The following is a 22,597-nucleotide window of genomic DNA, read 5'->3' on the forward strand; positions in this document are numbered from 1 at the left end:
TGGGCTCGACGATAGCGGTAGCGACATCACCACAATCTGTCGTCCGAGCGCCAGACGTCTCGCGCGAGCAAGGCTTGCGCGGCGCAATCGCGTGCATGATCGGGACCGGCCTGCCGCAGATAGAGCGCAAGGTCGCGGCTGATCTTGTCGACCCGTTCGCCGTCGAAGGCACTGCGCGTTCCGAGCAGGCGCGCGCTTGCCTCCATCACATCGAGCCCGGCGCGCTCGACCACCCCTCGAGCGAGCCTGGCAAGGCTGACCGCATCGTCTTCGTCGGCGGCGGCGCGCCGTGCGGCTTCGCGGACCCAGAATCCGGCAGTCCGCGCCGCGACATAGGCATCGGCGAGCCGCGCGCGCTGGACGGGGTCATGGCGCGCATTCTCGCCAAGCGCGCGGACGGTCTCGGCGAGTAGCGCCTCGACGCCGCCGAGCTGCGCTGCACAGAAACGCCAGGCGCCGGCCGTGAAGCGGGGGTCGCGGTCATAATCGCCGGGTTGCCCCAGCCACATGGCGGGCGCAACGGAGCATCCGGTCAGATCATAACGACCGCTGGCGCTCGCTCGCATGCCGCGGACGCGCCAAGCCGACAGGTTGGTCCTTTCGGGAGCCTTGGCCGGCACGATCGCAAGACGGCGGGGGCCGTCCGACCACGCTACGGTTGCGAGCGCATAGTCAAGTCCGCCCGCGCCGCTCGCGAACATCTTGGAGCCGGTGAGCGTCGTGCTGTCAGCCTCGAGGCGAACACCGGGTGGAGGCTCGGTCGCCCAGACGCCGAACCACGACCCCGCCTCCAACATGGCACCCAGCCAATCTAGCTGCGCGGAGGTTGCGTACCAGCCGAACAGGCAAAGCGCGTTGATATGACCTTCGAACAGACGCCCGATACTGAGATCGCCTCGGCCGACGATGCGCAGCGCGTTCAAGAGCGCATCATTGCGCGCGACTTCGTTTGGAAAATTCTCGCCCCCGGCAGCCGGGGGCGCGAAGCGGCGATGCAGGCCGACCGCCGACAGGACAGCGAGACTATCGACCGGAAACAGTGGTGCGGCGTCGTAGCGCGCGCCAAGCCCGGCCAATATTTCGACGATATCGTCGAGCTGTGCCTCGACCGGGGAGGGGGCTAGGTGACCCGTCATGCGGAGCGGCTCCGTGTCCTGATGGTTTCGTCCGAAAGCATCTCGAGCCAACGCGCGACCCGCCCCGCGCCGCCGCCCCGGGTCAGCCGCTGTGCGATCGCCGGATCGATCCGCAGCGCGCGTTCGACCAGTCCCGGCCATTGGCCTGGTTCGGGCCAGACCGCGGGCACGATCGCTGCGCCGAGCGCGCTCAAGCGCTCTGCTTTCGCCGCCTGTTCATCATACGGCCGCTGTTCGGGTATGCAGACGAACGGCTTGCGATGGGCGAGCACCGCCGAGACCAGACCGTCTCCACCCGCGCCCACAACGACAGCGGCGCGCGCGATCATCGTCTCGGCATCGTCCACCCAGCCGCGAAATTCCAGATTAGGCGGCATGTCGGCCGGTATCGTGGCCGGCCCGATCACCTGCCACCGGAAGGCCGGTGTCGCACTCGCGGCATCGGCCCAGAGTTCGCCACTCGACGATCCGCCACCGCGTCCGACCACGCCCAGCACGACATCGTCATCGACCCGGACGGCTGTGGCCGTATCGGCGATCATGGGCGCATAGAAGGTCTTGCCGCGGATCGCTTTTGGTAGGCGATCCACTTCAAGCTCCGGATGAAAGGGCGCCAGCAATGCGGCGGCGCCGCGGAAGGCGTCCAAATGCGGGCGGTCGAAGCGGCGACCGCTCAGCCGGACATATACCGTCGGGACCGACGCCAGGCGGGCGAGCATCGCGACCTCGACCGACACGTCGACCACCATCAACCCGGGCCGGGTCTTGGCGATCCAGTTCGCGATCAGCGCGGTACGCTGGCGGACGCCTTCATGATCGATTGGCACATAATGCAGCGACGAGGGCCGTTCGCCATGATCCCGCCCATCGAAGCCCGCGCCACTCATACGGTCGTCAGGCAGGTCGATTGCCGCGACATGCTTGGTGCGACCAGCGAGGCCCGTGCCGAGCAGGGTGACGGGGGTCTGCAGGGCGCTGGCAATCGCCAGCGCCCGTTGGCGGTGGCCGTCGCCATGATGGTGGACATAATATCCAATGGGACGGCTCATGCCGGGTTCCATTCGGGCAGGGGCATGTCGCAGGGCATCGGGGGCAGCGCGCGTTCCGCAAGCGCGACATCTTCCTTTCCCGACAGGCGCAGCGTCCGCCGCCATTCCGCCCGATCGCGCCAATGCTGAAAGGCGGGCACCAGTGGCACCGTCGCCTTATCGCAAGCTTGGCCCCAGCGCGCCATGTCGGCCGCCATTCCGCCTTCGGCCCGCCCGACCGCGCGCGGCGAGGTTCGCGTCCAGACACTCTGCGGATGGACGAGCCTGCCGCCGGCCGCGACCGCAGCGTCAACGAGCGCGCGATCCTCGCCGCACGGGATCGGCGGCACACCGCCGGCGCGGCGATAGAGGGCGATGCTGAGCATCAGGCTCGCGCCGGTATGATCGCCGTGGCGGGGCGCAACGTCCCACTCGCTGGGATCAATCTGATCCTCAATGGTACGGACATGGTGCCAATAGAGGTCAAAGCGCCGCCGCAGGGCAAGCAACCCCGGCCCGCATTCTGCGTCCTCTTCGTCGAGCTCGATCCGGCCGCCGATGATCCGGTCATGACCCGCGACCGCAAGATTGGCCGCGATCCAGTCTTCGGGCGGCCGACAATCCGCATCGGTGGAGATGAGATAGCCGTCGTCGCCGTCGAGCACGTCACATCCGAGCGCCATCGCCGCGCGACGCGCGGATCCGGCATGGGCGTACGCCTCCGCAAAGCTGATCTCTTCGAGAGAAAGCAGGACGCGACCCTGGGTCGCATGCACCGCATCCCATGCGCGCGCAACCGTCGCGTCTGCGCTGTTATTCACGCTCAGCGCAAGGCGAACGGGTTGGCCGATCGATTGCCGACCCAGTGCTTCGATCAATGTCCCGATGCGGTCCGCTTCATTTCGCGCGGGCACGCACACGCAAAACAGCATCATGCGACGTTTGCGATCGCAGTCATGCGATCATCGATCAACGGCTCGTCTGGAAGGATTAACGGCGGTTCAGCCGTCATTTCGGCGTAGACCTGCTCGTAGGCATCGACCATCGCCTCTGCATCGCAGACGCGTTCGGCACGCTCGCGACACGCGGCGCGCCTGAGGTCGACGGCTTGGAGCGCCGCAGCCGCGAGCGAGGAGACATCGTCCGGCTCCGCCAGCACGCCGCAACGTTCATCAAGGATCGCCGGCACGCCGCCACGTCGGAATGCCGCCACGGGCGTGCCGCAGGCGAGCGCCTCCGCGACCACAAGACCATAGGGTTCTTCCCAGCGCGGCGTGCACAAAGCCGCTTTCGCGCCGCCGACCAGCGCCGCAAGGGCATCATGATCGAGATGACCGACATGGATCACGTCGGCCCCGAGCATCGGTCGGATCAGGCGGTCAAAATAGCCCGGATCCGAGATCGGACCAGCGATACGCAACGGCAGGCCTGCTTCTCGTGCAGCAGCGATCGCGAGGTCCAATCCTTTTTCCGGGACGATCCGACCATACCAGACCAGATACGCTTCGGCGGCACACTCGAGCGACGCCGGGAATTGGGTAAGATCGATGCCGTTTGGAATGACCCGGTCGACCCGAGTCGCCTCGCGCCACAAGGCGGCTGTCGCTTCGGAAACTGCCACGTAGCGAATCCTGGCCTTGCTCAAGCGAACGCCGCTCTCCAGCCAGCAGAAGGGCGGCGTGTGCAGGGTCGTCAGCATCGGGGTCGCGATCGTGTCGGCCATGCTCACAGGAAGGTAATGCAGCGAGTTGTTATGGATGACGTCGAAGCCGCGCGAACGCAGATCGGTCATCAGGCGCAGATAGGCGTGATGCTCCCGAAAAAACGCAATGTCGTTCGCCTCGTCCGTGCCAACACCCAGCAGCGACGTCTCGTCGCAGATCGCCTCGACGCCAAGGGCAGGATCGGAGCGGGTGGACGCGAAGAGCGTCACATCATGACCCCTGCGGCGCAGCGAGCGGGCAAGCATGTGGGTATGCATTTCGAGGCCGCCAGCAAAGGGCTCGCTGATTGCGTGCTTCAAATGAGCGATGATAGCTATCCGCACGCGACCCTCCGCAAGGCCGCGCAGACGGTTCGCGGCAGGATCGGATTCAACGAGCTCGAGCCAAACAATATCCGTTGATTTGGATTAGTGTAACTCTTGCTGCAGATTAGTTTCCGGTACGTTTTGACTATAGAACGCGAAGCCGCCGGCATCTTGCTGTTTAATTTCAGTTTAGGGGCAGGATACAGCCCTTATGGCGAGAAGAGCACCCGCAGTTGTATGGACGTTGACGCGACCGGCGCTGCGATTTATCCGGCCGGGCGAAACTGGTCCGACCGAACCAATCCCTATTTCCCGAGAAAGGGCTCTCCCTCATGCGCGACGAGAAGGTCGTGCATGTCAGACGCATGATCCTCTTCTTCGGCGAGGATATGTTCGAGCATGATACGCGTTGTCGGATCGTCATCGCCGAAATAGCGGATGAGCTCCTGATAATGTTCGATGACGATCCGCTCGGCGACAAGGTTCTGCTTGATCAACTCGACGAGATTTCCGCCGTTTCCGTATTCTGTTGCGGCGCGCGAAGCGAGACCTTCCGGATTGAGGTTGGGAACGCCTCCGAGCTGATCGATCCGCTCCGCCGCCATGAGCATATGTTGGTGTTCGGATTCCGCATGTTCGGCAAATTCGGCCGCCACGCTTTCCGACGTGATGCCCTCGGCGGCGATGGCGTGCATGCGATAGCGCAGCACGCAGACCAGTTCGGTTGCGACTACCGACTGAAGCAACTCGATCGTTTTCTCAGGGTCGCCCTTGTAGGTCGGCATGATCGCACCGTCCTCGAGCGATTTGCGTGCACGCTCGCGCAGCGTCTGAACGTCGGTCAAGAAAGCGTCTGAGGCTTCGGCCATCACGGATCTCATCTAGCTAGGGTCTTCGACCGCACAAGCTTCCAAGACCTCCACGGTTCCTTCTTTGATTCATTCTCAAATACTGGGTTGATCTCGAGACGGGGCATAGAGATCGGCCGCACGCCGCGCACAGTGACCGATCAGATCGCCCGCGAGCTGAAGGCGGCGGCCTTTTTTTTGAACTTTTGCACGCGCGCCGCTTATCCCCGGACGATCAGCACAGATGTGGGATCTCGTTGCCCTCGACGATGATCTCGTGGCCGGCTTGCCCCGAATGCAAAGCGTAATCTCTTTCTTGCCACATCAATTGCCGCCTGGCCCGGGGGGAGCATCGAGAGGATCGAGTGCCGGACCACCCGGGAACGGATTTACCGTATGCATAGCTGGCAGCCGGACAGCTAAGCCGATGCGATCTGCTCGCCAGTTCCAAAAGTCGCGGTCTTTAAGTACAGAGCGGCGATGAGCACGATCGTTTTCGTGCACTCAGGCGGGGCACTAATCCCTCCTCAAATTGCCGGTCGCCCCATCGCATGCCGTCCACGGTCCTGCGGGTCTTCGCCTAATCCAGCACCCGTGCGAGGCCTTCGCATAGATTAGGATAATCGAGCAATCGTCGCGCGCGACCGGTCGCCTGTCGATTCCGGTCGATGGGATCGCAACCCGACGACGGGTCGCCGGTTCGTCGCGCGGGCGTGTTGCCCGTCTCCAACCTGACCGACAGGAGAAGCGACCATGGGTCTCTTTACCCGCGACATTCAGACGTTCGACGACCTGTACGTCCATCAGCTCCAGGACATCTATTATGCCGAGCATCAGATCACGAAGGCGCTGCCGAAAATGATCGAGAAGGCGACGGCGCCTGAACTGAAGAATGCCTTCGAAAGCCATCTGCGCGAGACCGAGGGTCAGATCGAGCGTCTCGAGCGGGTGTTCGGCCAGCTCGGACTGGAGATCAAGGGCACGACCTGCCCGGCGATCGAAGGCATCATCAAGGAAGCCAACGAGGTCGCCGGCGAGATCGCCGACAAGGAAGTGCTCGACGCAGCGCTGGTCGCCGCCGGCCAGTCCGTCGAGCATTATGAGATCGCGCGCTACGGCACGCTGATCGCTTGGTCGAGGCTGCTCGGACGGGACGACGTCGCTCAGATCCTCGACGAGACGCTCGCCGAGGAGAAAGGGGCCGACGAGAAGCTCAATGCCCTCAGCATCGATCGGATCAACCGGCGTGCAGCGGCGGTGCAGACTGCCTGACCGTCTGGGCCGCCTCCGGGCGGCCCATCCGCCAAAGCGCTGATCAAGCTGGTCATCCGCCCATGCGTGTTGGACAGCGACACGTCCGCGATGAGAACGAAGTAGCTGATGGGTGATCCCTCGCTCGAAAGGAGATGGCAATGGTCCAGCACAAATGGTCGCAGGACGTCACCGAGCATTCGGATGCGCTCGATCTGGAGGAGGGGATTTTCAAGAACGATGACCCGGCGGAGATCGCGAAGTCGCTGAAGCGATCGGCCGAGCACAGCAAGCGGCGCAAGGGCACCCCGCTGCAATCGGCCATGGGAATGCTAACTTTTTACATCAATCGCGCCGGAGACAATCTGTCCAAGGCCGAGCGAACGAAGCTCGAGCGAGCGAAGGACGAGTTGCGCGCGTTGTTCACAGATTGAGCGGAACGATGTGGCGAAAGGGGAGCATCCGGACCGATGCCGAAGAAACTGCCGGCTTCGAATAGCACCGCGTTGCTGATCATCGACATGATCAACGACATGGATTTTGACGAAGGTGACGATCTTCTCGTCGAGATCGACGCCGCGGTTGAGGTGATCGCCAGATTGCGCGAAGAGGCTGAGGCCGCGAAAGCTCCCATCATTTTCGTCAATGACAATTTCGGCCAGTGGCACGCCGATTCCTCGCAAATCCTCGGCTATGTTGAAGGGACCGCAGGCCGGGATGTCGCTCGACGCTTGAAGCCCCGTAACCAGGACTATTTCGTCATCAAGCCGCAGGTATCGGGATTCTATGCCACCAACCTGCCGGCGCTGCTGCCGCGGCTGGGCGTGAACCGGCTTGTCCTAACTGGTGTCGCTGCCGACATCTGCGTGCTTTTCACGGCCGCTGACGCCCACATGCGCGAATATGCTCTGTGGGTACCAAAGGACGCGGTTGCGAGCGACCGCCCCGAGCATCGCGACTGGGCGCTCGGCATCATGGCGAAGAGCATGGATGCCGAAATCCGACCGACCACGCAGCTCTCGTTCCGGCAGTGGCTGCAGAGTGCCTGACTATGCATTTCATCGGGAGAAGACCATGACCGACCGGCTGACCAAGCAGGACCCGCGCGCCCAATATCCGCGACCGCCCTTTCCCGAGCAGCCCCAGTCGGCTCCGGGCCTAGCAAAGAAGATGGATCCGAAGCCCGACCATGGCGAGACCAGCTACAAGGGCGCGGGGAAGCTGGCGGGCCGCAAGGCGTTGGTGACGGGTGGCGACAGCGGCATCGGTCGCGCTGCCGTGATCGCTTTCGCCCGCGAGGGCGCTGACGTCGCGATTTCCTACCTCGCTGACGAGGAGCAGGATGCGCACGAGGTGGTAAAGCTGATCGAGGCTGATGGCCGCAAGGCTGTCGCGCTGCCCGGAGACATTACGGAAGAAGCGTGGTGCCGGAAGATGGTCGAGAAGGCGGTTTCCGATCTCGGCGGCCTCGACATTCTCGTGATCAACGCTGGTCGCCAGCAATATCGCGAGAACGTCGAGGAGGTGTCGTCGGAGGATTTCGATCGCACTCTGAAAACCAATCTCTACGCCATGCACTGGATCGTTCAGGCTGCCGTACCTCATCTCGACGCCGGCTCTTCGATCATTACAACCGCGTCCGTCCAGGCTTACGACCCTTCAGCGATCCTGCTTGATTATGCGACCACCAAGGCCGGCATCGTCGCCTATACCCAGGCGCTGGCCAAGCAGATGATCGAGCGCGGTATCCGCGCCAATGTCGTGGCGCCCGGCCCGGTCTGGACGGTGCTCCAGCCGAGCGGCGGCCAGCCGCAGGAGAAGGTCCAGAAATTCGGTCAAGCGAGTGCCTTCGGTCGGCCGGGGCAACCCGTCGAACTCGCACCCGTTTATGTCCTGCTGACGAGCCAGGAAGGCAGCTACATCAGTGGCGAGGTCTATGGCGTGACCGGCGGGGCTGGCGTGGCCTGAAGAAAGGAGGACGACGATGCCCCGTGGCGACAAGAGCAGCTACACTGACAAGCAGAAGCGCAAGGCCGAGCATATCGAGGACGGTTACGAAAAGCGCGGCACGCCCAAGAAGGAGGCCGAAGCGCGCGCGTGGGCGACGGTCAACAAGGAATCCGGCGGCGGCAACAAGTCTGGCTCGGGTCGCGGCAAAAAAGAGAGCCACAGCGCGTCGTCGCGAGGCGGCAAGACGCACAAGTCCGGTTCGCCTGAGCAGCGCTCCGCGGCTGCTCGCAAAGGCTGGGAGACACGGCGCCGGAACGGCAATGCATGAGCGCGGCCACAATCGTCGCGGACATCGAGGTCGTCTGCCGAGACGGCTCCGTGATCGGCGAATGTCCCACCTGGGTTTCCGCCGAGAGTGCGTTGTATTGGGTCGATATCAAGGGACCCGCCCTCTATCGCCTGCATCACCAGACCGGTGACCGGCGGACGTGGAAGCTTCCGAGCGATTGCGGCGCTTTCGCGCTGGTTCACGGACAGGCCGCCGCGATCGTGGCGCTGCGCACCGGTCTCTTCCGGCTGGATCTCACGACGGGGGGCCTCGACCGCCTTATGGCGCCGCCCTTCGATCCGGCACTGTTCCGCTTCAACGAGGGCATCGTCGACGAAACGGGTCGCTTCTGGTTCGGCGTGATGTTCGATCCGCTGGACGGGGACACGAGCCATCCGATGAAAGGGCAGCTGCACAGCTATTCGGTTTCGCAAGGGATGCGGGTCCATGACGATCGGGCGGAGATCCATAACGGGATGGCGTTCGTGCCAGGTGGGCGCGACATGATCATCGCCCACAGCGAGGATGGCTCGATCAGCCGCCTCCGCTTCGATCCCGGAAATGGGACGATCGGCTATCGGCGGCCTTTCGCCCGCGTTCCGTCCGAACTGGGCGTGCCGGACGGCGCGGCGATGGACGAGACCGGTCATTACTGGTGCGCGGTCTATGACGGAGGCCGATTGCGCCGCTTCACGCCCGATGGTCAGGTAGACCGCGACATCCTGCTGCCCATCAGCAAGCCGACGATGTGCTGCTTCGCCGGCAAGGATCTCGACACGCTCTATGTCACCAGTGCGACGGAGCACCTCACACCCGACCAGCGCCGCGAGCAACCGCTCGCAGGCGCGCTGCTGCGGCTGGACCCGGGCGTGCTAGGCCTGGCCAAGCCGGTTTACGTGCGATGACGAACGTCACCGCGCAACTGGACGGCAGCCCCAAACGCCGCCTTTATGCCGGTCCTGATCTCGAGCGCGCCAAGACGATCGACGATCTTCGCGCGCGTACTCACAAGCTGATGCCGCGCTTCGTGCTCGAATATTTGGAGGGTGGCGCCGGGGACGAGGCGACGCTGGCCCGCGAGCGCGAAGCGCTTTCCGAATGGCGCTTCGTTCCGCGCCAACTGGTCGACGTGTCGCATCGCTCAATCGAGGCGGAGGTGCTGGGCAAGCCGTCGCCGATGCCGCTTGCGATCGCGCCTTCAGGCCTGAACGGCCTGTTCATGCTCCATGCCGACACCGCGCTAGCTGAGGGCGCGGCGCGCTTTGGGGTGCCGTTCACCCAGGGAACCATGTCGAACGATCTCATGGAGGATGTCGCCAAGGTCGAGGGGCTGCGGCACTGGTGGCAGCTCTATGTCTTCGGCGGCGACGAGATCTGGCAGGAACTGCTACGCCGGGCCGAGGCGTGCGGTGTCGAGGCCATCCTTTTGACCACCAATGCCCAGATCTACGGCGATCGGGAATGGGAGGCGCGCGTCCAGATCGACGGCAAGCCGACACCGTCGGCGGCCTTCGACGCGACATTGCATCCCCGCTGGGCGGCCACCACCCTGACGCATGGTCTACCGAGCTTCGCCAATGTGATCGACTTCATCCCCAAGGATCAGCGCAGCTTCTTCGCCTCGGCGACGTGGATCCGCGATCAGATGTGGAAAAGCCTGTCGTGGGACACGGTGGCAAAGATTCGCGAGCGCTGGAAGGGCAAGCTGATCCTCAAGGGCCTGCTTCATCCGGACGACATTCGTCGCGCGCTCGGTTCCGGCGTCGATGGTGTCGCGCTTGGCACGCATGGCGGGCGGCAGGAGGATTGGTCGGTCGTCGCGCTCGACGTGCTGCCCCAGGCACGCGAGATCGCAGGCGATAGAATGACGCTGCTGATGTCGGGCGGCATTCGGCGCGGCACTGACATGCTCAAGGCGCTGGCTTTGGGCGCCGATGCCGTGCTGACAGGACGCGCTACCCTATACGGCCTTTGCGCCCACGGGGCCGACGGCGTTCATCGCGCGCTCCAGATGCTGCACGATGAGGCGCGCGATGCGATGGGGCAGATCGGCGTGGTGGACCTGAAGGCGCTCGGACCGGACGCGCTTGTCTCCATGAAATCATAGACATGCCGGAACGCTGGCCGTCGCCCACCCGTTACCCGTTCATTCCAAGACATGGAGGCGAACATGGCCCAGACAGTCGGCGATTTCTTCTGGGACCGGCTGCATGCCTGGGGTGTGCGGCGTATCTTCGGCTATCCGGGTGACGGCATCAACGGCCTGCTCGGCGCGCTCGACCGTCAGAAGGAGCGGTTCGAGTTCGTTCAGGTCCGGCACGAGGAGATGGCCGCCTTCATGGCTTCCGCTCACGCCAAATTCTCCGGCGAACTGGGCGTCTGCCTTGCAACCTCCGGTCCCGGCGCGGCGCATCTCGTCACCGGCCTCTACGATGCCCGGCTGGATCATATGCCGGTGCTCGCGATCGTCGGACAGCAGGCGCGCGCGGCGATCGGCGCGCATTACCAGCAGGAGCTCGACCTGCCGTCGATGTTGAAGGATGTCGCCGGCGAGTTCGTTCACATGGCGACGGTGCCGGCCCAGGTCCGCCACCTGACCGACCGCGCGGTGCGGATCGCCAAGGCGCGCAGCCGGGTGACGGCGCTGATCTTCCCCAACGATCTGCAGGAACTTCCGATGGAGGAGCCCGCGCGCGCCCACGGCAACGTCTTCTCCGGCATCGGCTGGTCGCGTCCCGAAGTGGTGCCGACGGCACCCGATCTCCAGCGTGCGGCCCAAATCCTGAATGCCGGCAAGAAGATCGCCATCCTCGTCGGCGCGGGCGCCAAGGAGGCCACCGACGAGGTTATCGCAGTCGCCGACCGTCTCGGGGCGGGTGCAGCCAAGGCGCTGCTCGGAAAGCAGGTGCTGCCCGACGATCTGCCGTGGGTCACTGGGTCGATCGGCCTGCTCGGAACCAAGCCGAGCTACGATCTGATGATGGAATGCGACACGCTGCTGATGCTGGGCTCGGGCTTCCCCTATGCCGAGTTTCTGCCCGAGGAAGGCAAGGCGCGCGGTGTGCAGGTCGATATCGATCCCGGCATGCTCTCAATCCGCTTCCCGATGGAGGCCAATCTCCAGGGCGATGTGAAGGCGACGCTGAAAGCGCTGCTGCCGTTGCTGGAGCAGAAGAGTGACAGCGCGTGGCGCGACAAGATTGGCGGCTGGACCAAGGATTGGTGGACGCTGCTCGACGAACGCGCCAGGGCGAAGGCCGATCCGATCAACCCGCAGCGGCTGTTCACCGAGCTTTCGCCGCGGCTGCCCGAGCGCGTGATCCTCACCAGCGACAGCGGTTCGTGCGCCAATTGGTATGCGCGCGATCTCAAGATCCGGCGCGGCATGATGGCATCGCTCTCGGGCGGCCTGGCGTCGATGGGGGCGGCGGTCCCCTACGCGATTGCCGCCAAATTCGCGCATCCCGATCGTCCGGTGATCGCCTGCGTCGGCGATGGGGCCATGCAGATGAACAACATGGCCGAGCTCATTACGATCGCCAAATATCACCACCGCTGGGCGAACCAGACCCTGATCGTCGCTGTCCTCAACAACGAGGATCTGAACCAGGTCACCTGGGAGCAGCGGGTAATGGAGGGCAATCCCAAGTTCGAGACCACGCAGGACCTGCCCAACGTGCCCTATCACCAGTTCGCCGAGATGATCGGGCTGGAGGGCATCTACTGTGACAGTCCCGACGCCGTCGGCGCGGCCTGGGATCGCGCTCTGGCGGCCGACAAGCCCGTCGTCATCAACTTCAAGACCGATCCGTCGGTGCCGCCCCTTCCCCCGCACATCAAGCTGGAGCAGGCGAAGAGCTTCATGTTCTCGCTGACGCAGGACCCCGACACGCGTTCGGTGATCCGCGACACGGCGCGGCAGGTCATGGCCAAGATCCTGCCGGGCGACTGATGGCCAGCGAGGTCGATACGGCACCGCGCACGGCCGCGCGCCTGCTCGCCGCGGGTGCGTCGACGCTCGGCGTATCCGTGCTTCTCGACAGCGCGATGGAGCATTATCGCGGCTCCTTCCGTAATCCGGCGATGGCGCTCCCGCTCGCGGCCTCTGCGATCTCGATCGCGTTCGATGGCAGCGGGCGTGGAGGCGGCTTTCCCAGGACTGCTTCACACAGTGCGTCGGTTGCGATCGGGCTGACCGGATTGGGTTTTCACACGTTCAACGTGTTTAAGCGGCCGAGCGGACTGACCTTCAACAACCTGTTCTACGGCGCTCCGATCGGGGCGCCCGGAGCGCTCATTCTCTCGGGGCTGCTTGGCGCCGCGTCCGACCGACTTTCGGGCGACGGAGGTGCACTGGGATCGGGCAGGCTTCTGGCCGGCCTCGCGGCGTTCGGCATCTTCGGTTCGGTCGGTGAGGCCGGGCTGTTGCATCTGAAGGGGTCCTTTCAAAACCCCGCCATGTGGCTCCCGGTGACGATCCCGCCGCTGGCGGCGGCAAGCCTTGCTGTCGACGCCATGACGGGAGTGCCGCGACCTTGGACGACCGCGCTGCTCGGCGCCACAGCACTCGTCGGAACCGTCGGCGTGGCCTTCCACGCTTATGGCGTCAGCCGCAACATGGGCGGCTGGCGCAACTGGCGGCAGAATTTGCTCGCCGGGCCGCCCATGCCGGCGCCTCCGGCCTTTGCCGGACTCGCGATCGCGGCGCTGGGCGCTGTCCTGCTGATGAGGCGCGCCCGTGGCTAATCGCTTCCCCGGCTATGACGTGCTCGCCAAGCGCGACACACTGAGCTGGAACGACAAGACCCGCGAGGTAATCGCCGAGAGGCTGGCGATGTCCGAGCGGAGCGACTTGCTGAGCGATCGCCAGCGCGCGACGCTGCGTACGGCGATCGACCGCATCGTGCCCCAGCCGGAGGGTCGCGCTCCGGTCAATGCCCTGGCGCTTCTTCTCGCAAAGATCGCGGACGATGGTTCCGATGGGCATCGTCATCATCAGCTCCCGGGGCTGAGGGCCTGTTACGAGCGCGGCCTCGACGCGATTGAGGAAGAAGCGAAGGCGCGCCATGGAACGAGCTTCCACCTGCTCGACGGAAGCCAGGCCGACCTTCTTCTGAGCGCGATTGAGCGGGGCGATGTTTGCTCCAATGCGTGGGGCGACCTGCCGCCCGCCATCTTCTGGGGCTGGCGGCTTCTGCCCGACATCGTGTCGTCCTATTACGCCCATCCATCCGCCTGGAGCGCGATGGGCTTTGGCGGACCCGCGAGCCCACGCGGCTATGTCCGCATCGAAGGCGATCGACGCGACCCGTGGGAAGCGGTGGAGGCCGACGACGGTACCCTCATCCCGGCCGCCCGACAGAACAAGCATGTCGGCTGACGACCCGCAGCAGGTTCCTCGCGCGAAGGGCGGCCGCGCGCCCGACGTTTTCGAGCCCGGCGGCTGGGTGCCGATGCGATCTCACAGTCAGGACGAGGAGGTCGATTTCGTCATCGTCGGTACTGGCGCGGGCGGCGGCACGCTGGCTTGCAAGCTCGCCGAGGACGGATTTTCAGTGGTCGCCTTCGATGCCGGGCCCTATTGGCGCCCGCTCGAGGATTTTGCGTCCGACGAGCATCACCAGAGCAAGCTCTACTGGACCGACGAGCGCATCACGGCCGGCGCCAATCCGATCAAGCTCGGCGCCAACAATTCGGGCCGCTCGGTCGGCGGCTCGACCGTCCATTACGCCATGGTGGCGCTGCGTTTCCGGCCCGAATGGTTCAAGGCACGCACCAGGCTCGGCTATGGCGCGGACTGGCCGATCGACTGGCAGGAGATGTGGAAATATTACACCGAGGTCGAGCAGGCGCTGACGATCTCCGGTCCGATCAATTACCCCTGGGGACCGCGCCGTCCTCGCTACCCCTATCGCGCGCATCCCCTGAACGAAGCGGCGAAACTGCTCGCGCGGGGCGCCGAGGCGCTGGGCATCGATTGGACCGAGACGCCGATCGCCACGCTGTCGGCGCCCAAGGGCAAGGCGCATCGGTGCGTCTATCGCGGCTTCTGTGTCACCGGCTGCTCGACCAACGCCAAGCAGTCGGTGCTCAATACATGGCTGCCGCGTGCCCTGACGGCAGGTGCCGAGATCCGCGATCTCGCCATGGTCGGCCGGATCGAGGTCGACAAGGCCGGCCGCGCGACCGGCGTTCATTATCATCGCGAGGGCGCATGGCACTTCCAGAAGGCCAGGAACGTGGTGGTGGCCGGCTATGCGATCGAGACGCCGCGCCTGCTGCTCAATTCCGCTTGCGAGCAATTTCCGGACGGCCTCGCCAATTCATCCGGCCTCGTCGGCAAGAACCTCATGGTGCAGCTCAACCAGGCAGCCTGGGGACAGATGAAGGAAGAGGTGCGCAGCTACAAGGCGCCGCCGAGCCTGACCATCTCCGAGCACTGGAACTACGAGGACAGGGGCAAGGACTATTTCGGCGGCTGGGCCTATATGAGCCAGGGGCCGCTGCCGATCACATGGGTGAAGGAACTGGCCGGCCAACGCGGACTATGGGGCCAGCGGCTGATCGACGAGATGGCGCGATCCAACCACAATGTCGGCCTCAAGATGGTCGGGGAGGTGCTACCGGACGAGCGTAACCGCGTAACGCTGGCCGAAGAAACGGACCGCTTCGGGCTGCCGATCGCCAAGGTCGAATTCTCCTACAGTGACAATGACCGCGCGATGATGAAGCATGCGCTTTCGTTCATGGACGACAGCCTTGCCGCCGTCGGTGCGACCGAGCGGTGGAAGGAGTGGGACGACACCTGCCATTTGAACGGCACCGCGCGGATGGGCGACGATCCCAAGACCAGTGTGGTCAATGCAGATGGCCGCAGCTGGGACATCCCGAACCTGTGGGTGTGCGACGGTTCGGTCTTCCCGACGGTCGGCGGCGTGAACCCCTCACTTACCATCCAGGCGATCGCATGCCGGACCGCCGACCGCATCAAGGCGCTGTCCGCGCGCGGCGAGCTTTAGGAGAGAGATATGGCGAAGCGCCCACCCATCGTAGTTGTCACGGGCGCGAGCGCGGGCGTGGGGCGCGCCGTCGTGCGCCGCTTCGCGCAAGACAAAGCCTCGATCGGCCTGATCGCGCGCGGTGAGGACGGCCTCAGGGCCGCTGCACGCGAGGTCCAGGCGGCCGGTGGGCGTTCGCTTTCGATCTCCTGCGACGTGTCCGACCATGCCGCCGTCGACGCCGCCGCAGAGCGCGTCGAGAACGAGCTTGGGCCGATCGACATCTGGATCAATGTCGCCTTCGCGGGCGTCATGGCGCGCTTTGTCGACATCTCTCCCGAGGACTATGCCCGCGTCACCGACGTGACCTATCACGGCCAGATCAACGGCACACGCGCCGCGCTCAAGCGCATGATGCCGCGCAACCGGGGGCATATCGTGCTGACCGGTTCGGCGCTCGCCTATCGCGGCATCCCGCTGCAGTCGGCCTATTGCGGGGCCAAGCACGCAATCCAGGGTTTTCAGGATTCGCTGCGCGCCGAGCTCTTCCACGCCCGAAGCCGTGTCCATATCGCGATGGTGCAACTTCCCGGCGTTAACACCCCGCAGTTCGACTGGATCAAGACCGATCTGCCGTGCAAGCCCAAGCCCGCCAGCCCGCCCTATCAACCGGAGGTGGCGGCGGAAGCGATCCACTATGCGGCCCATCATCGGCGCAAGCAGATACTCGTCGGCTTCCCGACCGTGGAAGCTGTCTACGGTGATATGCTCGCCTCGCCCCTGCTTGATCGGTATCTTGGCAGGACCGGATTCTCCGGCCAGCAGGATGACCAGCCCGTCGAGCCCGGCCGGCGCGACAATCTCTGGGAGTCGGTGCCCGGCGATCACGGAGCGCATGGCCGGTTCGGTGCCGAGGCGCGACGATGGAGCCCGCAGCTTTGGGCGACGACGCATCGGGGCTGGATCGCCGGCACGGGAGTCGCCGTCGCGGGTCTGGCCGGGCTCGCGCTTGGCCGCCGGGTGAGGCGCGCATGAAGGGCTGGCGCCCCGGCCGCATCGAGGATCATGGCATGATCGGTGACGGCGAGACCGCGGCTCTGGTCCACCGCGACGGTACGATTGACTGGCTGTCGATGCCACGTTTCGATTCTGAAGTATGCCTTGCGGCCCTGCTTGGCACCGAGGAAAATGGCGGATGGTGGCTGGGGCCCAAGACCAAGGTCGTGAAGACGAGCCGGCGCTATCTCGACGACACGCTCGTGCTCGAGACACTGGTCGAAACCCGAAGGGGAACCGCAGCCATCCTCGACTTCATGCCGACCCATCGTGGCCAGGCGCCCGACATCGTCCGCATCGTCGAAGGCAGGAGCGGCACGGTCGAGATGATGAGCAAGCTGGCGCTCCGCTTCGATCATGGCCGCACGCATCCGTTGGTCCGAACCCTGTCGCTCCGCGAGGTCGTCGCGATCGCGGGCCCCAACGCGGTCGTGCTGCGCTTCGAGACCGAAATCGTCAAAGGCGAGCGCTGCTTCGACAGCCGCTTCACCGTCCGGGCCGGTGAGCAGGTTGCGATGACGATGACCTGGTTCCCAAGCCACGAGGATCCGCCGGAACCGGTCAATCCCCCTCTGGCGCTTCGCGAGACGTGCGACTTCTGGAGACGCTGGGTCGGACGGATCAACTTTGATGGCGCCGAGCGCGATCCGGTCGTCCGCTCGCTGATCCTGCTCAAGTCGCTCGTCCATCGCCAGACCGGCGGCATGCTCGCCGCCGCGACCGCGTCATTGCCAGAGCGGACGGCAGGATCGCGTAACTGGGACTATCGCTTTTGCTGGCTGCGCGACGCGACCTTCACGCTCCAGGCCTTCCTTCGGGCTGGGCTGAAAGGCGAGGCCCGTGCCTGGATCGAGTGGATGCGTCGCGCGATCGCGGGCGAGCCCACCGAGGTGCAGCCCGCTTATTCGATCGACGGCGGCCGGCTGGCGCTCGAGTGGGAGGCCGACTGGCTCGCAGGCTTCGGTGGCGCACAGCCCGTGCGCTTCGGCAATGCGGCGCTCGGTCAATGTCAGCTCGACGTCTATGGCGAGGTGCTGGACGCGCTCTCGCTTGCGACCGACGCAGGAATGGAGGCGCCGCCCGGGCACCCCGTCACCCATCAACTCGCCGAGAAGCTTGTTCGTATCTGGCAGCAGCCGGATGCCGGCATCTGGGAGAGCCGCGGTCCGCTTCGTCACCACACCTATTCGAAGGCGATGTGCTGGGTCGCCTTCGATCGCGCGGCCAGCCTGATCGAAGGGGAAGCGCCTCGAGAGGCAAAGCGCTATCGCCGGCTTGCCGACCGCGTTCGCAAGCAGGTGCTCGGCAACGGGTTCGACGAAAGCCTGAACACGTTCACGCGGGCCTATGATGACAAGGCGCTCGATGCCGCAACGTTGCGCCTGGCGCTGGTCGGCTTCCTCGATGCCAGAGACGAGCGCATGATCGGGACGGTCGCCGCGATCGAGCGCGATCTCATACGCGGCGGCCTCGTCTACCGCTATTCGACCGATGCGACCGATGACGGTGTCGGCGGCGAGGAAGGCGCTTTCCTCGCTGCGGGATGCTGGCTCGCCGAGGTCTATCATCTGCAAGGTCGATCGGACGACGCTCGGGCATTGCTCGGGCGGATCGGAGAGGCCGCCAATGATCTCGGCCTGCTGGCTGAGGAGGCCGCGCCCGACGGCCGGATGCTGGGCAACATCCCGCAGGCTTTGTCGCATGTCGCCTTCGTCAATGCGACGATGCGGCTGGCGGGCCAATCCGTGCAAGGTGGAAAGCGCCGGCCTTGAAACGCCTCGCCCCAAGATCCGACGACCGTTGTTTCATCCGTCGGCTTGCGATCGTCGCCATCGCCTTGGCATTTTGCCTGTTCGTCTACCGGATCGGCGACATTGTGCTCCTCGCCTTCGGGGCGAGCCTGGTCGCCATCCTGCTCGCGACCGTGGCCGATTGGCTGGCGGCAAGGTCGAAAATGCCACGTGCCCTGGCACTCGCCATCGCCAGCTTGCTGATGCTGGCCATCTTCGGGCTGATGGGCTGGCTGTTTGGCGCGGAGACAGGCGCCCAGGCTACTCAGCTATGGCAGACGCTCCCGAACGATTGGGAGAAGCTCCGGCAGGCTATGGAGTCCAATCCGATCGGAAGGCTCTTTGCCGATTCCTTTCGCCAAGGCTCGCAAGGCAGCCGCTTCGCGCATCTCCTGCTGAGCGCCGGCTGGAGCAGCGTGGAGGTCGCAGCCAATTTCCTGATCATCGTCATCGGCGGCATCTTCTTCGCGGCGCAGCCGGACATCTATCGCCGCGGCATCCTTCACCTGACTCCTCACGGCTATCGCGCCGTTGCGGCGGACGCGATGGACGACCTCGTCGAGGCTCTGCGCCTTTGGCTCCTCACCCAGCTCGTTTCGATGACGATGATGGGCGTGATGATCGGCCTCGGACTGTGGTGGTCGGGCGTGCAAGCGCCGGCGGCACTCGGCCTCCTCGGCGGCTTGTCGGAGTTCACGCCCTATGTCGGGCCGACGCTCGCGATGCTTCCGGCGATCATTATGGCGCTGGTCGGCAAGGGCTCGATCTGGGGTGTGGTCGGAACCTATGTCATCGTCCGGATCGTGCAGGTCCACTTCATCACGCCGCTTATCTCGCAACGCCTGGTGTCGGTGCCCGCCGGGCTCTACCTTTTCCTGATCCTGGCGATGGGCGTCGCTTTCGGCGGTTTCGGCATTTTTTTCGCGGGGGCACTGTCGGTCGCCGCCTACACGCTCACCATCCGGCTCTATGTCCGCGAGACGATAGGCGACGATGTAGCCCTGCCGGATGACGAGTGATACCGGACGGATAGATCAACAGCGCTTCAACAGCCGCTAACGCTTTCATGCGGCGCGCATCTCGCCTATGGCAGCGCGTCCGGCGTGCAGCCCGCCGAGCCTCTACCGTATAACCAGCCGACTGACGGTTGGACGCGGACTCGTACTCAATCGCCAAAGATGCAAGATTGCGTGAATGATGCGATTTTCGATGAGCTGTAATGCAGCGGAGCCGCTCGGCAGATCCTCGCGCGATCGGCCGTGCAAACATAACATTGCGCGTAGCGGGAAAAGCTGGAGCGTGGGTGCGAAGCGGCTACATTGAAGGCGTTGCGCAAGGGAAGCATATCCTGAAATTCTTTGTTCCCTATACCGATGGAGATAAGCAGGCTGAAAGGGTCTGGACAAACGTCCGCGCGTTTCTCACTGAAAATGGCCTTTCCACCACCGATCGTCGCATACGAAAGGTGTATTTCAGGCATCAAGGACGAGATTATGAAGCCGAGGTGGGGAAAATGTTCGCCGACCTTCAAGAGGAGGCTGTCATCATTCTTGAAGCCGCCCATCGCAACCTGATCTATCTTTGCACTCCTAATCGAGGGGTGGTCCGCGGCGGACCATATCTCATCGGCGTCCATCTCACCGAAACCTATGTCGTGGATTTCGACAGGTTCTGACGATGACCGGCACGTCGAGGTTGCTTTAGCAGGTATCGGCAATCGAGAGATCGGCCCAACTTCTTGCGTGGCGTGCGGTAATTTCAAAGCGCTGCGCTTCTCCGATGTTTCCCGAGGGTCACGGCCGGCGGCCTGAGCCATGCTTCGACAGAAAGATGCCCGCCCAAATTCCTATCGCCGGAAAGTCTGCGTGAAGTGCGGCATCGGGCCGGCGACGAAGGGCTTTGCGGTCGATCACATCTACGTCGGGGGGCTCACCGAATGAACGCAGCGCTTCCAAGGCCGTCAAAAACGAACTGTGTGGCTAGCCCCGCAAGTAAGACACCGGATATCCGGCGCACGACGTCGGCTCCGGTCAATCCCAGCAGGATCACCAGCCGCTCGGCCATCCGCATTGCGGCGTAGGTCAGAGCAAGACAGACGGCGATCATCGCAAGCACGCCGGTCACCTCGATCCAGCCCTCGGTCCGCCCCATCAGGAGCACGGCCGCGGACAGCGCGCCCGGCCCGGCAATCAGCGGGAAAGCCAGAGGGAACACGGCGATATCGCCGGGACGCTCGGCATCATGGCGCTCGCCCTCGCTGATCGACGAAAGTCCGGGCCCGGAAAAAGTCAGGCTTAGCGCTTGAAGGAAGAGCAATATCCCGCCGGCGACGCGGAAGGCCGGCATCGAAATATGGAGCAGACCGAGCGTGAAGTTGCCGCCGATGGCGAAGAGCAGCAGGACCAGCCCTGCAATCGCGGTCGAACGGATCGCGAGCCTTGCCCGCTCGCCACGATGGACGCCGGCAGTCAGGCTGGCAAAGACCACTGCGGTCTCGATCGGTCCGATCGTGACCAGCAGCATGACGAAGCTGGAGAGGACGCTGGGCGGCACGTGCATAGGAAGTTCGGTCAAGATGCGGGCGGAGGCGGCGTAAAAAGCCGCCTCCGCCTTGATTCAGATGGTGTTGGCCGCGCGTGAGCGTTCAGCCATGTCGGTCTCGCCGGCTCGCGTCGTCGCGGGTACCGCTGGCCCGGTAGGCGAATCGAGCCGGGTCGGCGTCGGCACCCGGTTCGTCGGCGCGCAGTCGCCCGAGCTGCTGGACACGACCTTCGGCTTCTGATCCGGCCCGTATGACGTTACCTCGACGCTGCGGCTGCACATTTCGTTGCCGTTGCCGGTCGAGACGAGCCGATAGCTCACCGTGCCCGGCGGCAATTTGGAAAGCGCCGCAAGATCGAGCTTGCCAGCGTCAGGCGTCAGAAGAGGCTGAAGAGCACCAATCTCATGGACCATCGTGTCCATGTCGCGGTCCATCGAGGCGGCAATGCGATCGAAAGCCGCGAAGGGCGCCGTGTCGAAGGCATCGAGCAGGGCAGTCGGCGCGGCCCCGGAGGCCGGCGCAACCGTCACCTTGGGCGCGACGTCGCCGGCATATTCGATCCTGGCGACGGAACCGTCGGGCAGCCCGACCTTCAAGATGTGCATGTCCCGGTTGGCGGCCAATGCGGCGCCAGCGATAGCCAGCGCCACGACGCCGGCCAAGGCAGGTGTGCGGAATTTAGGCATGTCTGCTCCTTTCCTGGTGTTCGCCGAATGGATCCGGCCTGATTGGCATCGCGCGAGCCGAACGCGACGCTGGCTGGAGAACCTCGAATCGAAGGTGCTGCAAGCGACAGTATCGCTCGGCCGCTTCGACGGTCGGGAAGCGCAGAACAAGATGGGCGAGAGGGTCGCTGCCGCCCGTCCAGCCAGTCAGCGGATCGACGAAGGACCGCGCCCGCGCCGCAAAGCGCAGCCGCCATCTGTCGCGACGCGCCCGACCGCTCTGGTTGGTGGCGATCGGTGTCGGCTCGATGATCGCCAGGGCATCCGGTGGCAATGCACTCGACGGATGCGGCCGTGGAACGCCGTTGTCGTTCGCCGCCGTCTCCGGCCGGGCTTCGCGACGGACAGGCCCGGGACGCAGGTCCCGGGCCATATCCTCAAGCGGCCGCGCCATGGATCGGGATACGGCGGACATTCTCGTTCGCCGCCTCCGTCCTGGGAAGCGTCACGGTGAGCACGCCATTATTGAAGGTCGCGCTCGCCTTGTCACGGTCGATGCCCCCGGGCAGGCCGATGCGCCGTTCGAAGCGGCCGTAGCTGCGCTCCGAATAGCCGCGCTCCTTGTCCTCCACCTCGGCTCTCTTCTCGCCGCGGATCGTGAGCACGCCGTCCTCGACCTGGATGTCGATATCCATCTGGTTCAGACCGGGCAGCTCGGCGGTGACGCGGATCTCCTTGTCGGTCTCGGCAAGCTCGACCTGCGGCCAGCCGGGTCCGCGGTCGAAGCTGGCAACGGACGGAACGCCGAAGCCGCGGAAGACATCGTCGAACAGGCGGTTCATCTCGCGATGCAGCGAGAGCAGCGGATGGCTTTCGACATCGCGCTCGCCGTTCACAGGCGCGGGCAGCCGGTTTTCCTGCCGGCTCCAGGGAATGAGATCACGAATAGCCATGATGGTCATCTCTTCGTTTGGCT

At 64.6% G+C, this 22,597-nt stretch carries 24 protein-coding genes; 15 read left to right on the forward strand and 9 right to left on the reverse strand.

Features of this window, described 5'->3' with window-relative positions; genetic code table 11:
* Positions 1-26: 26 nt before the first annotated feature.
* The 5 genes from HZF05_RS10155 to HZF05_RS10175 all read right to left on the reverse strand — a co-directional run bounded on the left by HZF05_RS10155 (position 27) and on the right by HZF05_RS10175 (position 5,062).
* Positions 27-1,136, reverse strand: a complete 1,110-nt coding sequence (locus tag HZF05_RS10155; protein ID WP_160365940.1) for an acyl-CoA dehydrogenase family protein — start codon at positions 1,134-1,136, stop codon at positions 27-29.
* Entirely contained in the window at positions 1,133-2,185 is a 1,053-nt protein-coding gene (locus tag HZF05_RS10160; RefSeq protein ID WP_160365941.1) for a glycosyltransferase, read from the reverse strand. Before HZF05_RS10160 ends, HZF05_RS10155 begins: the two co-directional genes overlap by 4 nt.
* A complete protein-coding gene (locus tag HZF05_RS10165; RefSeq protein WP_160365942.1) occupies positions 2,182-3,099 on the reverse strand; it encodes a glycosyltransferase family A protein in 918 nt (305 codons plus the stop codon). The genes HZF05_RS10160 and HZF05_RS10165 overlap by 4 nt, the downstream gene beginning before the upstream one ends.
* Positions 3,096-4,211: a glycosyltransferase gene (locus tag HZF05_RS10170; RefSeq protein ID WP_160365943.1), complete on the reverse strand. Its 1,116-nt coding sequence runs from the start codon at positions 4,209-4,211 to the stop codon at positions 3,096-3,098. Before HZF05_RS10170 ends, HZF05_RS10165 begins: the two co-directional genes overlap by 4 nt.
* Positions 4,212-4,498: 287 nt before the next feature.
* A complete protein-coding gene (locus HZF05_RS10175; protein ID WP_160366162.1) occupies positions 4,499-5,062 on the reverse strand; it encodes a ferritin-like domain-containing protein in 564 nt (187 codons plus the stop codon).
* 732 nt (positions 5,063-5,794) lie between these two features.
* On the opposite strand from HZF05_RS10175, the gene HZF05_RS10180 reads away from it, so the two are divergent.
* The 15 genes from HZF05_RS10180 to HZF05_RS10250 all read left to right on the forward strand — a co-directional run bounded on the left by HZF05_RS10180 (position 5,795) and on the right by HZF05_RS10250 (position 20,089).
* A complete protein-coding gene (locus tag HZF05_RS10180; RefSeq protein ID WP_160365944.1) occupies positions 5,795-6,313 on the forward strand; it encodes a YciE/YciF ferroxidase family protein in 519 nt (172 codons plus the stop codon).
* Between the two features lie 140 nt (positions 6,314-6,453).
* The gene (locus tag HZF05_RS10185) at positions 6,454-6,726 is read left to right on the forward strand and encodes a DUF3175 domain-containing protein (RefSeq protein WP_220129790.1); all 273 of its coding nucleotides are present in this window, start codon (positions 6,454-6,456) and stop codon (positions 6,724-6,726) included.
* 36 nt (positions 6,727-6,762) lie between these two features.
* Complete coding sequence (locus HZF05_RS10190) at positions 6,763-7,341, forward strand: cysteine hydrolase family protein (protein ID WP_160365946.1); 579 nt, start codon at positions 6,763-6,765, stop codon at positions 7,339-7,341.
* A gap of 25 nt (positions 7,342-7,366) precedes the next feature.
* On the forward strand, positions 7,367-8,260 hold the full coding sequence (locus tag HZF05_RS10195) for an SDR family oxidoreductase (RefSeq protein WP_160365947.1): 894 nt from the start codon (positions 7,367-7,369) through the stop codon (positions 8,258-8,260).
* A 16-nt stretch (positions 8,261-8,276) separates the two neighbouring features.
* Positions 8,277-8,570, forward strand: a complete 294-nt coding sequence (locus tag HZF05_RS10200) for a plasmid stabilization protein (protein WP_160365948.1) — start codon at positions 8,277-8,279, stop codon at positions 8,568-8,570.
* Positions 8,567-9,475, forward strand: a complete 909-nt coding sequence (locus tag HZF05_RS10205; RefSeq protein ID WP_160365949.1) for an SMP-30/gluconolactonase/LRE family protein — start codon at positions 8,567-8,569, stop codon at positions 9,473-9,475. The genes HZF05_RS10200 and HZF05_RS10205 overlap by 4 nt, the downstream gene beginning before the upstream one ends.
* Positions 9,472-10,677, forward strand: a complete 1,206-nt coding sequence (locus tag HZF05_RS10210; RefSeq protein ID WP_160365950.1) for an alpha-hydroxy acid oxidase — start codon at positions 9,472-9,474, stop codon at positions 10,675-10,677. Before HZF05_RS10205 ends, HZF05_RS10210 begins: the two co-directional genes overlap by 4 nt.
* Positions 10,678-10,740: 63 nt before the next feature.
* Positions 10,741-12,522, forward strand: coding sequence for a thiamine pyrophosphate-requiring protein (locus tag HZF05_RS10215; RefSeq protein WP_160365951.1), 1,782 nt, complete (start codon positions 10,741-10,743; stop codon positions 12,520-12,522).
* A complete protein-coding gene (locus HZF05_RS10220; RefSeq protein ID WP_160365952.1) occupies positions 12,522-13,316 on the forward strand; it encodes a hypothetical protein in 795 nt (264 codons plus the stop codon). Before HZF05_RS10215 ends, HZF05_RS10220 begins: the two co-directional genes overlap by 1 nt.
* Entirely contained in the window at positions 13,309-13,950 is a 642-nt protein-coding gene (locus tag HZF05_RS10225; RefSeq protein WP_220129791.1) for a gluconate 2-dehydrogenase subunit 3 family protein, read from the forward strand. The genes HZF05_RS10220 and HZF05_RS10225 overlap by 8 nt, the downstream gene beginning before the upstream one ends.
* On the forward strand, positions 13,940-15,589 hold the full coding sequence (locus HZF05_RS10230; RefSeq protein ID WP_160365953.1) for a GMC family oxidoreductase: 1,650 nt from the start codon (positions 13,940-13,942) through the stop codon (positions 15,587-15,589). The genes HZF05_RS10225 and HZF05_RS10230 overlap by 11 nt, the downstream gene beginning before the upstream one ends.
* 9 nt (positions 15,590-15,598) lie before the next feature.
* Positions 15,599-16,603 carry an SDR family oxidoreductase gene (locus HZF05_RS10235; RefSeq protein WP_160365954.1) on the forward strand — a complete coding sequence of 335 codons (1,005 nt, stop codon included), beginning with the start codon at positions 15,599-15,601 and terminating at the stop codon, positions 16,601-16,603.
* The gene (locus HZF05_RS10240; RefSeq protein WP_160365955.1) at positions 16,600-18,396 is read left to right on the forward strand and encodes a glycoside hydrolase family 15 protein; all 1,797 of its coding nucleotides are present in this window, start codon (positions 16,600-16,602) and stop codon (positions 18,394-18,396) included. Before HZF05_RS10235 ends, HZF05_RS10240 begins: the two co-directional genes overlap by 4 nt.
* Positions 18,393-19,433 (forward strand): AI-2E family transporter, encoded by a 1,041-nt coding sequence (locus tag HZF05_RS10245; protein ID WP_160365956.1) that lies wholly within the window; start codon positions 18,393-18,395, stop codon positions 19,431-19,433. The genes HZF05_RS10240 and HZF05_RS10245 overlap by 4 nt, the downstream gene beginning before the upstream one ends.
* Before the next feature lie 284 nt (positions 19,434-19,717).
* Entirely contained in the window at positions 19,718-20,089 is a 372-nt protein-coding gene (locus HZF05_RS10250; protein ID WP_160365957.1) for a hypothetical protein, read from the forward strand.
* Between the two features lie 254 nt (positions 20,090-20,343).
* On the opposite strand, the gene HZF05_RS10255 is transcribed toward HZF05_RS10250, so the two are convergent.
* The 4 genes from HZF05_RS10255 to HZF05_RS10270 are packed head-to-tail and all read right to left on the reverse strand — an operon-like array spanning position 20,344 to position 22,574.
* On the reverse strand, positions 20,344-20,973 hold the full coding sequence (locus tag HZF05_RS10255; protein ID WP_160365958.1) for a MarC family protein: 630 nt from the start codon (positions 20,971-20,973) through the stop codon (positions 20,344-20,346).
* A 57-nt stretch (positions 20,974-21,030) separates the two neighbouring features.
* Positions 21,031-21,642 carry a hypothetical protein gene (locus HZF05_RS10260; RefSeq protein WP_160365959.1) on the reverse strand — a complete coding sequence of 204 codons (612 nt, stop codon included), beginning with the start codon at positions 21,640-21,642 and terminating at the stop codon, positions 21,031-21,033.
* Positions 21,635-22,096 carry an NADH dehydrogenase ubiquinone Fe-S protein 4 gene (locus HZF05_RS22415; protein WP_160365960.1) on the reverse strand — a complete coding sequence of 154 codons (462 nt, stop codon included), beginning with the start codon at positions 22,094-22,096 and terminating at the stop codon, positions 21,635-21,637. The genes HZF05_RS10260 and HZF05_RS22415 overlap by 8 nt, the downstream gene beginning before the upstream one ends.
* Positions 22,059-22,574 (reverse strand): Hsp20/alpha crystallin family protein, encoded by a 516-nt coding sequence (locus HZF05_RS10270; protein WP_160365961.1) that lies wholly within the window; start codon positions 22,572-22,574, stop codon positions 22,059-22,061. The genes HZF05_RS22415 and HZF05_RS10270 overlap by 38 nt, the downstream gene beginning before the upstream one ends.
* Between the last annotated feature and the right edge of the window lie 23 nt (positions 22,575-22,597).

Source organism: Sphingomonas chungangi (assembly GCF_013778325.1).
Lineage (GTDB): Bacteria > Pseudomonadota > Alphaproteobacteria > Sphingomonadales > Sphingomonadaceae > Solisphingomonas > Solisphingomonas chungangi.

Coding starts and splice junctions, on each gene's coding strand:
- HZF05_RS10155 (WP_160365940.1), bottom strand. CDS start 1,136: ATGACGGGTCACCTAGCCCCCTCCCCGGTCGAGGCACAGCTCGACGAT.
- HZF05_RS10160 (WP_160365941.1), bottom strand. CDS start 2,185: ATGAGCCGTCCCATTGGATATTATGTCCACCATCATGGCGACGGCCAC.
- HZF05_RS10165 (WP_160365942.1), bottom strand. CDS start 3,099: ATGATGCTGTTTTGCGTGTGCGTGCCCGCGCGAAATGAAGCGGACCGC.
- HZF05_RS10175 (WP_160366162.1), bottom strand. CDS start 5,062: ATGGCCGAAGCCTCAGACGCTTTCTTGACCGACGTTCAGACGCTGCGC.
- HZF05_RS10180 (WP_160365944.1), top strand. CDS start 5,795: ATGGGTCTCTTTACCCGCGACATTCAGACGTTCGACGACCTGTACGTC.
- HZF05_RS10185 (WP_220129790.1), top strand. CDS start 6,454: ATGGTCCAGCACAAATGGTCGCAGGACGTCACCGAGCATTCGGATGCG.
- HZF05_RS10190 (WP_160365946.1), top strand. CDS start 6,763: ATGCCGAAGAAACTGCCGGCTTCGAATAGCACCGCGTTGCTGATCATC.
- HZF05_RS10195 (WP_160365947.1), top strand. CDS start 7,367: ATGACCGACCGGCTGACCAAGCAGGACCCGCGCGCCCAATATCCGCGA.
- HZF05_RS10200 (WP_160365948.1), top strand. CDS start 8,277: ATGCCCCGTGGCGACAAGAGCAGCTACACTGACAAGCAGAAGCGCAAG.
- HZF05_RS10205 (WP_160365949.1), top strand. CDS start 8,567: ATGAGCGCGGCCACAATCGTCGCGGACATCGAGGTCGTCTGCCGAGAC.
- HZF05_RS10210 (WP_160365950.1), top strand. CDS start 9,472: ATGACGAACGTCACCGCGCAACTGGACGGCAGCCCCAAACGCCGCCTT.
- HZF05_RS10215 (WP_160365951.1), top strand. CDS start 10,741: ATGGCCCAGACAGTCGGCGATTTCTTCTGGGACCGGCTGCATGCCTGG.
- HZF05_RS10220 (WP_160365952.1), top strand. CDS start 12,522: ATGGCCAGCGAGGTCGATACGGCACCGCGCACGGCCGCGCGCCTGCTC.
- HZF05_RS10230 (WP_160365953.1), top strand. CDS start 13,940: ATGTCGGCTGACGACCCGCAGCAGGTTCCTCGCGCGAAGGGCGGCCGC.
- HZF05_RS10235 (WP_160365954.1), top strand. CDS start 15,599: ATGGCGAAGCGCCCACCCATCGTAGTTGTCACGGGCGCGAGCGCGGGC.
- HZF05_RS10240 (WP_160365955.1), top strand. CDS start 16,600: ATGAAGGGCTGGCGCCCCGGCCGCATCGAGGATCATGGCATGATCGGT.
- HZF05_RS10255 (WP_160365958.1), bottom strand. CDS start 20,973: ATGCACGTGCCGCCCAGCGTCCTCTCCAGCTTCGTCATGCTGCTGGTC.
- HZF05_RS10260 (WP_160365959.1), bottom strand. CDS start 21,642: ATGCCTAAATTCCGCACACCTGCCTTGGCCGGCGTCGTGGCGCTGGCT.
- HZF05_RS22415 (WP_160365960.1), bottom strand. CDS start 22,096: ATGTCCGCCGTATCCCGATCCATGGCGCGGCCGCTTGAGGATATGGCC.
- HZF05_RS10270 (WP_160365961.1), bottom strand. CDS start 22,574: ATGGCTATTCGTGATCTCATTCCCTGGAGCCGGCAGGAAAACCGGCTG.